Genomic DNA, 8,024 nt, shown 5'->3' on the forward strand with positions numbered 1-8,024 from the left:
GCGGATCAAGGACGCTGAAAACGAGGCACCTACGGGATTCGAACCCGTGTAAACGGTTTTGCAGACCGCTGCGTAGCCACTCCGCCAAGGCGCCGGGGTGTGCGGTCGACACTAGTCGAGCGAACGCACAGGGGTGTCATTGTTACGCCGGGGGTAGTCTCGGCCCATGTCGGGAACGCTCGTGGTCGTCTCCGTGGTCGTGGCGCTCGCCGCGGTCGTGGTGGGCCTGTTCGCGCTCGGCGCCTGGTATCGCCGGCATCCGGAGAAGTGCGGCGCGAGTGCGCCGGGCGCCGGACTCATGACGGCGGCCTACGACGAGGTGTTCAACCCGCACGCCGCGCTGGCCCGCGACGCCATCGACGTCGAGCAGCGCCTCGTGGCGCCCGCTCCCACGCCCGACGGCGACCGGGGCATCGCGGGAGGGCGCATCCGTCTCGACCTGGACGAGCCGCGAGCGCACTGACCGGCCGCTCGTTCGTCGAGTCGCGTCGCCCCCCGCCCCGGACTCGATTCACCGGGCGGATCGGGACGGTCACCGGGCGGATCGGGAAGGTTCGCGAGGCGACAGCTCGGATCCGCGCAGGATCAGCTGCGTCGGCAACACCGTGACCCTTGGGGCTTCGGCCGTGCCGGTCAGACGAGCGAGGAGTGCGCGGGCCGCGGTCTCGCCCATCAGCGCGACGTCCTGCGCGACGACCGAGACCGCCGGACGCACGAGCGTCGCCGACTCGAAGTCGTCGTACCCGATCAGGGGGAGCCGGATGCCGGCGCGCGTGAACGCCTCCAGGGCGCCGATCGAGGAACGGTTGTTCGCGGCGAACACGGCGTCGGCCCGCCCGGTGCCGAGCAGAGCACCGACGACGTCGGCCGCTTCGGCGGCGGTGTGCGCCGAGGTGACCACGAGGTCGTCGGCGTCGCTCTCGGCTCCACCGGAGGCGCCGCGCACCGCCCGCCGATACCCCTCGAGGCGTTCGCGCATCGTGTAGAGCTCGAGCGAGTCGCCGAGGAAGAGCACCCGCCGCGCGCCCTGAGCGAGCAGTTCGCGAGTGGCGGCCTCGGCCCCGCCCGCATTGTCGGCGAGCACGGTGTCGACCGCGACCGCGTCGGCCCAGTCGCTGGCTGAGGCGCCGCCCGGGGTGGCATGGCTGCTCGCGGAGGCGCTGCCATGGGTGGCGTGCCCGTTTGCGGAGGCGCCGTTTGGGGCGGGGTGCCCGCTCGTGGCGGTGCCGTCCGGGTTGGGGTGCCCGCTCGTGGAGGCGCCGCCCAGGAGGGCGGGGCTGTTTGCAGAGGCGCCGCCCGGGCGATCGCCGTCTGCAGACCCGTCGTCGGCCGGCCGGGCCTCCGACGGCAGCACCGGCCGGTCGATCGCCACGAGCGGCAGGGCGGCCGCCGCCGACCGCGCCCAGTCGAGCCCGTCGCGCCGCGGTGGGGCGGCGATCAGCCCGTCGACGCGCTGCGCGATCAGGCGGTCGACGAGCAGGCGGTGCCGCTCCGCGTCTTCCTCGGAGCTCACCGTCATGAGCAGATAGCCGTTCTCGCTCAGCACCCGCTCCACCGAACGGGCCAGCGCCGACCAGTACGGGTTGCCGAGATCGCTGATCACCAGACCGATCACCTTCGCCGAGCGCCCGGGCCGGATGCTCGCCGCGGCCAGGTTGTGCCGATAGCCGAGCGTCACGATCGCCGCCGCGATCCGGCCGGCGAGCACCGGATCGATGTTCGTGGCCCCGTTCACGTGCCGCGACACGGTCTTGAGGCTCACTCCCGCCTCCGCCGCGACATCCTTCATGGTGGGCGCTTTGGGCATGTCGATCATCGTGCCCGCCGCCCGCCCCGCGACGGTGACGCCGCGCCGTCCCGCACCCCGGCCCACGCGCCGTGCCGTCCGGTGTCCCCTGCGCGGCCCCGCCCCGTGCGCCGCGCCCCGGCCCATGCGCCGCCCGGCGCCATCAGCCCTCCACGGTCGCGAAGAGGTTCGCCGCGGCGGGCAGGATGCCCGACATCACCTCGGCGGTCGGCCGCCGCCCTGAGATCACGGCCGCCGCAGCCGCCGCCGCGGTGTGGGCCGCCAGCGTGGGCGAGGCCCCGCGGGAGACGGCGAAGAGCAGACCCGCCGTCGAGGCGTCTCCGGCGCCGTTCGTCGTCACGACCCGCTCGACCAGGAACGGGCGCACCCGCAGCGAAGTGTCGGCCCAGCTCGACGCGAGCGGTGCCAGCAGGCGCCCTCCCCGCTGCAGCCGCTCGGCGCTCGCCGTTCGGAGGAGAAGGCCATCGCTTCCGGCCGAGATCGCCACCACGGCGGCTCCCCAGCCGAGCAGCAGGTCGGCGTAGGCCTGAGCGGCGGTGGCCGCGGGAAGCGGCGGGATGCCCGAAGTCGCGCCGAGCGCCGAGGTGAGGTCGTCGAGGCTCGGGCTGAGGATGTCGGTCATCGCGGCGGCCCGGCGCAGGACGCCGGTCCAGTCGACCGATCCGACCTCCGACGACGGATCGACCACCGCCAGGTCGAGCGACGTGGTCGCCCCGCGCTCGCGCGCCCGCCGGAGCAGTCGCTCGAGGGGAGCACCTCCGTCGTCGAGGAGGGCAGGCAGCAGCGGCGGATAGCCGACGTGCAGCAGAGGTGCGTCGCCGACGTCGAGGGTGTCGCCGGTGAAGACGGCGTTGGCGCCGGTGTGGTGCCAGAAGGTGCGGTCGTGCCCGGCGGGCTCGAGCACGAGGCTGTAGGAGGTGGTGCGACCGGGGGCCACGTGGAGGTCGGAGTGCAGGCGCGGGCGGCGGGCCACGGTGTCGGCCAGGATGCGGCCCAGCTCGTCGTCGCCGACGGTCGAGTGCAGGCTCACGTCGGCGCCGAGGTCGGCCAGGGCGAGCCCGGTGTTCGCCACGCAACCGCCGAGCCCGATGCCGAGCGGGCCGACGTCGATCAGCCGCCCGGGGTCGAGTCGTGCGCTCGCGCCGAGTTGCGGCGTGAGGTCGAGACAGATGTGTCCGGCCACCACCATTGCGGTCATGCCGCTCCTTCCGCGTCGAGACGAGCCGGCGATTCCGGCTAGACAACGTTGTCTCGCAGGTATTACTGTGACACATCGAGAGGGGTCGACGAAACCCCCGGCCGATCACACCCCACGATCAGGAGTTCCCGCAATGACGCTGTACCGCCTCAATCGCCTCTTCAACCCGCGCTCCGGCCGGGCGCTCGACGTGGCCGTCGACCACGGCTTCTTCGGGGAACGCTCGTTCGTCACGGGCATCGAGAACATGGACGCGGTGGTGCGCACCCTGGTCGACGCCGGCCCCGATGCCGTGCAGCTCACCATCGGGCAGGCGCGACGCTTGCAGAGCGTGCCGGGCAAGCAGAAGCCCGGTCTGGTGCTCCGCACCGACATCGCGAACGTCTACGGCAACCCGCTCGACTCGCAGCTGTTCAGCATCCACGTGCCGCACGCCATCGAAGAAGCGGTGCGACTGGATGCGGTCGCCGTGTGCGTCAATCTGATGGAGCTGCCCGGGCACCCGGAGGTGCGCGAGGCGAACATCCGCTCGATCCTCGAATTGCGGCGCGAGGCCACGCGCTACGGGATGCCGCTCATGATCGAGCCCCTCGTGATGCAGGACAACTCGACCGCCGGCGGCTACATGGTCGACGGCGACATCGAGAAGATCGTGACCCTCGTGCGCCAGGGCGTGGAGCTCGGCGCCGACCTCATCAAAGCCGACCCGAGCGACGACCTCAGCCAGTACGGCCGCGTCATCGAGGTCGCGGGCGACGTGCCCGTGCTCGTGCGCGGCGGCGGGCGCGTCGACGACCGCACGCTGCTCGAGCGCACGGTCGCCGTGCTCGCCGCGGGCGCCCAGGGCATCGTCTACGGGCGCAACATCGTGCAGCACGAGAACCCGGCCGGCATCACGGCTGCGCTGCTCGCGGTGCTCCACGACGGCGCCGACGTGGAACAGGGTCTCGCGATCCTGGCCGAGTCGGATGCCGCGCGCGCCGAGTCCGGGGCGGTGCAGGCATGAGTGCCGAACGCGTCAACGTCGCCATCGTCGGCGGTGGGCTGATGGGGCGCGAGATCGCGGCCGCCATCCAGCGCTGGCCCGCCCTCATCGACCACCCCGTGCGTCCGCGGCTGACCGCGGTGTGCGACATCAATCCCGCCGCGCTCGACTGGTTCGACGAGATCGACACGGTGGTCACGAAGACCACCGACTACGCCGACATCCTCGCCGACGACAGCATCGACGTGGTGTACGTGGCCGTGCGGCACGACCTGCACGAGAAGATCTACCGCGACGTGATCGCCAGCGGCAAGAGCCTGCTGGCCGAGAAGCCGTTCGGCATCGACGGCGCCGCGGCGCAGGCCGTGCTGGCGGAGATGGCCGCGCATCCGGAGAGCTTCGTGCGCTGCTCGAGCGAGATGCCGTTCTTCCCCGGGGCGCAGCTGGCCATCGACTACGTGCGTTCGGGGGCGCTCGGCACCATCATCGAGGCGCGCAACAGCTTTCTGCACTCCAGCGACCTCGACCTGTCGAAGCCCGTGAACTGGAAGCGGCAGAAGCAGTTCTGCGGCGAGGCCGGGGTTCTCAACGATCTCGGCATGCACACCTGGCACGTGCCGCTGCGGCTCGGCTGGGCCCCCGAGTCGGTCTACGCGGTGCTGCAGGATCTCGTGCCCGAGCGCCCCGGCCCCGACGGCACGCTCGTGCCCTGCGACACCTGGGAGAACGCGGTGCTGCACAGCCGGGCCCGGCACGAGGGCGTGCAGTTCCCGCTCACCACCGAGACGAAGCGGATCGCTCCGGGGCAGAAGAACACCTGGGAGTTCGAGGCCATCGGACTCGACGGCGGGGTGCGGTTCAGCACCAAGAACCCGAAGTCGGTCGAAGTGTTCGCGGTGGTCGACGTGCCCGGCGGCGGGCGCGAGCAGGTCTGGCAGCAGATCGACGTGGGCAGCCAGTCGGTGTGGCCGACCGTGACCGGGCCGATCTTCGAGTCGGGCTTCTCCGACTCGATCCTGCAGATGTGGGCGGCGTTCCTCGCCGAACGACACGGCTCGCTCGGCGACCGCTTCGGCGCCGCCCGCCCCGAGGAGGCGGCACTCACGCACGACATCTACCGGGCGGCGCTCCAGTCGCACGAGGAGGGACGCGCGGTCACCCTCTGACCCCGCGCACTACCCCTGGCGATCCGTCACTTGATGCCGCTTAGACCCCATCAAAGCGGCATCAAGTGACGGATCGGCGGGGGTGGGGGCTCAGGCTGGGGCGATCCGGCAGGAGTCGCGCTCGACCAGGGCGACGGGCAGCACGGTGGTGCGGCGCAGGCGGCGGCCCGGATGCGCGGCGCGCTCCACGAGGCGGGCGGCGGCCAGGCGCCCGAGCGCCGCAGGGTCTTGGGCGACGACCGTGATCGACGGCGTGAGCGAGTCGGCGAGCGGGAAGTCGCCGAAGGCGGTGAGGGCGATCGGATGCGCGGTGATCGCCGGCACCGCGGCCATCGTGCAGCGCGCATCCGACGAGAACACCGCGGTCACGCCCAGCTCGGGCGCCCGCAGCTGCGCGAGAGCATCGGCCGCTCCCGGTCGGGTCGCCGCGCCCAGCGCCACGAGCGCGGGGTCGAACGGCAGCCCCGCCTCGGCCAGCGCGTCGCGATAGCCCTCGAGCCGGGCGGCGATGGTGGGCGCCGAGAGCGCGTCGCCGAGGAAGCCGATGCGTGTGTGCCCATGCCCGATCAGGTGTGCGGTTGCCTCCCGGGCGCCGCCGCGGTCGTCTTGCAGAAAGGCGTCGGCCACCAGCCCGCCCGGCGCGCGGTCGACGAAGGCGATCGGGATGCGGGCCGCCCAGGCCGCGAGATAGCGGTGATCGTTCGTGGTCGGCGCCACGACGAGCCCCGAGAGCTGCCGCCGGACCACCGATTCGAGCGCCGGCCGCTCCCGGGCGGGGTCGTGGCCGAGGCTCGTGACGAGTGTGGAGAGGTCGTCGGCGAGGGCTGCCTCCTCCACCGCGTTCACGATCGCCGCGAAGAACGGGTCGACGATGTCGGGCACCGCCACACCGACGACGGGGGAGCGGCCGGAGCGGAAGGTGGTGGCGAAGGCATTCGGCACGTAGTCGAGCGCGCGCATCGATCGCTCCACCCGCTCCCGCGTCGCGGGGGAGACGTGCGGGTCGTCGTTGAGCACCCGGGACACGGTCTTCGGGCTCACACCCGCGTCCGCGGCCACGTCGCGCATTGTCGCCATCTGCCCTCCCGGGGTTCGGATGCCCGCCCGTGGCGCGCATCCGGATCTGATCAGCGGGCGGTGAAGCCGCCGTCGATGGGCAGCGAGACGCCCGAGATCATGCTCGCAGCGTCGCTCAGCAGGAAGACCACCGGGGCCGCGATCTCGTCGACGGTCGCCCAGCGGCCGAGGGGCATCTGCTCGAGGTAGGGTCCTTCGATCTCGGGGCGTCCCCAGTACCAGGCCGACATCGGCGTCATGATGACGGTGGGGTTGACGCTGTTCACGCGGATGTTGAACGGGCCCAGTTCGAGGGCCGAGACCCGGGTGATGTTGTCGAGCGCAGCCTTGGACGACCCGTAGGCGATGTGGCCCACGAGGGCGACGAGACTGGCCTGGCTCGAGATGTTGACGATGGCGCCGCCCAAGCCCTGCCGGATCATCTCGCGCGACGCGTACTTCGTGACGAGCAGCGACCCCCGGGCGTTGATGACCATGACCTTGTCGAAGACCTCGATGTCGGAATCCTGCGGGGTGGCGATCTCGCCGCCCCAGCCGCCCGAGTTGACGACGCCCCAGATGTCGCGACCTTCGATGGCCTCGCGGATGCTGTCTTCGCTCGTGAGGTCGAAGGGAAGCGGCGTCGCGCCGGTCTCGGCGGCCACCTTCTCGAGTTGCTCGACGTTGCGGCCCGAGGCCAGCACGGTGGCGTTCGCCTCGACGAGGTGGCGCACGGTCGCGCCTCCGATGCCGCCGGACGCGCCGGTGACGAGGATGGTGCGGCCGGTGAAGTCAGTCATGGTTCTTCCGTTCGAACGAGGGGTGGTGGCCGCACCATCATAACCACGGAATGACGCGGATGACACCCGTGTCATGAGAATTCGTGTCACCGGTGTCATTTCGATTGACACGGATGCCCGGCCCTGCGTACGGTAGGCCCGGCGGACCGTCATCCCGGCACGGTCCGAGCCCGTCGACGACGACCAGGAGGACACCGGTGAGCGACCACCCGAGCGACCAGAGCGACGCGACTCCCGTCACTCTCGACGACCTGCTCGAGCGGTGCCGAGCGCTCATCGCGAGCGGTGAGCGGCGCATCCTCGGCATCGCCGGAACGCCGGGCGCCGGCAAGTCGACGCTGTGCGCGGCGCTCATCGCCGGTCTCGGCGGCCAGGCCGTGCTCGTGGGCCAAGACGGCTTCCATTTCGCCAACCAGGAGCTCGAGCGCCTCGGCCGCCGCGACCGCAAGGGCGCTCCCGACACCTTCGACGTCGACGGGTTCGTCGCCCTGCTCGGGCGCCTGGGCCCGTCGGGCGCGGACACCGTCTACGCGCCGGTGTTCGACCGTGCCCTCGAGGAGTCGATCGGCAGCGCTGTGCCGGTGCCCGCATCCGTTCCGCTCGTGATCACTGAGGGCAACTACCTGCTGGCCGACGACCACGGCTGGAGCGCGGTGCGCGAGCACCTGCACGAATCGTGGTTCGTCGACGTCTCGCCCGAACTCCGCCGCGATCGGCTGGTGCGCCGCCGTGTCTCCTACGGGCACTCGCCGGCCGACTCGGCCGACTGGGTGCGCGAGGTCGACGAGAAGAACGCGGCCGTGGTCGACGCCACCCGCACCAACGCCGACCTGCTGCTGCACCTGACCACGGTGCTCTGAGGAGGCCGCCCAGCCACTTCCGCCTCCCATCCACCCCCACCCCATCCGCCACCGCCCCCCACCCCATCCACCCCGGCCGCCACCCGCACCCCGATTCGCCCGCCTGACCGCCCCCTCCCGATCCGCCACCGCCGCCCCGACCGCCCCCCACC

The 8,024-nt window shown here is 72.0% G+C and carries 8 protein-coding genes and 1 tRNA gene; 4 read left to right on the forward strand and 5 right to left on the reverse strand.

All coding sequences use genetic code 11. The features are described from left to right. Positions 1-23 precede the first annotated feature (23 nt). A tRNA-Cys gene (locus BLW00_RS22570) sits at positions 24-94 on the reverse strand. A 72-nt stretch (positions 95-166) separates the two neighbouring features. Between BLW00_RS22570 and BLW00_RS22575 the strand changes: the two genes are divergently transcribed. Continuing rightward, the gene (locus BLW00_RS22575) at positions 167-463 is read left to right on the forward strand and encodes a hypothetical protein (RefSeq protein WP_092558552.1); all 297 of its coding nucleotides are present in this window, start codon (positions 167-169) and stop codon (positions 461-463) included. A gap of 69 nt (positions 464-532) precedes the next feature. On the opposite strand, the gene BLW00_RS24300 is transcribed toward BLW00_RS22575, so the two are convergent. Then, positions 533-1,807, reverse strand: coding sequence for a LacI family DNA-binding transcriptional regulator (locus tag BLW00_RS24300; protein WP_175494577.1), 1,275 nt, complete (start codon positions 1,805-1,807; stop codon positions 533-535). Between the two features lie 142 nt (positions 1,808-1,949). After that, positions 1,950-3,005, reverse strand: coding sequence for a carbohydrate kinase family protein (locus tag BLW00_RS22585; protein ID WP_092558556.1), 1,056 nt, complete (start codon positions 3,003-3,005; stop codon positions 1,950-1,952). Between the two features lie 133 nt (positions 3,006-3,138). Here BLW00_RS22585 and BLW00_RS22590 point away from each other — a divergent pair, with 133 nt between their 5' ends. Further along, positions 3,139-4,011, forward strand: a complete 873-nt coding sequence (locus BLW00_RS22590; protein ID WP_092558558.1) for a class I fructose-bisphosphate aldolase — start codon at positions 3,139-3,141, stop codon at positions 4,009-4,011. After that, positions 4,008-5,156: a Gfo/Idh/MocA family protein gene (locus tag BLW00_RS22595; RefSeq protein ID WP_092558560.1), complete on the forward strand. Its 1,149-nt coding sequence runs from the start codon at positions 4,008-4,010 to the stop codon at positions 5,154-5,156. Before BLW00_RS22590 ends, BLW00_RS22595 begins: the two co-directional genes overlap by 4 nt. Positions 5,157-5,246: 90 nt before the next feature. Here BLW00_RS22595 and BLW00_RS22600 read toward each other — a convergent pair whose 3' ends face one another. Then, complete coding sequence (locus BLW00_RS22600) at positions 5,247-6,224, reverse strand: LacI family DNA-binding transcriptional regulator (protein WP_407650990.1); 978 nt, start codon at positions 6,222-6,224, stop codon at positions 5,247-5,249. Positions 6,225-6,283: 59 nt separating this feature from the next. Then, positions 6,284-7,012 carry an SDR family oxidoreductase gene (locus BLW00_RS22605; RefSeq protein ID WP_092558564.1) on the reverse strand — a complete coding sequence of 243 codons (729 nt, stop codon included), beginning with the start codon at positions 7,010-7,012 and terminating at the stop codon, positions 6,284-6,286. Positions 7,013-7,209: 197 nt separating this feature from the next. Here BLW00_RS22605 and BLW00_RS22610 point away from each other — a divergent pair, with 197 nt between their 5' ends. Next, positions 7,210-7,872 (forward strand): nucleoside/nucleotide kinase family protein, encoded by a 663-nt coding sequence (locus tag BLW00_RS22610; protein WP_245741752.1) that lies wholly within the window; start codon positions 7,210-7,212, stop codon positions 7,870-7,872. The last annotated feature ends 152 nt before the right edge of the window (positions 7,873-8,024 follow it).

Source organism: Herbiconiux ginsengi, assembly GCF_900107435.1.
In the GTDB taxonomy this organism is placed as follows: domain Bacteria; phylum Actinomycetota; class Actinomycetes; order Actinomycetales; family Microbacteriaceae; genus Herbiconiux; species Herbiconiux ginsengi.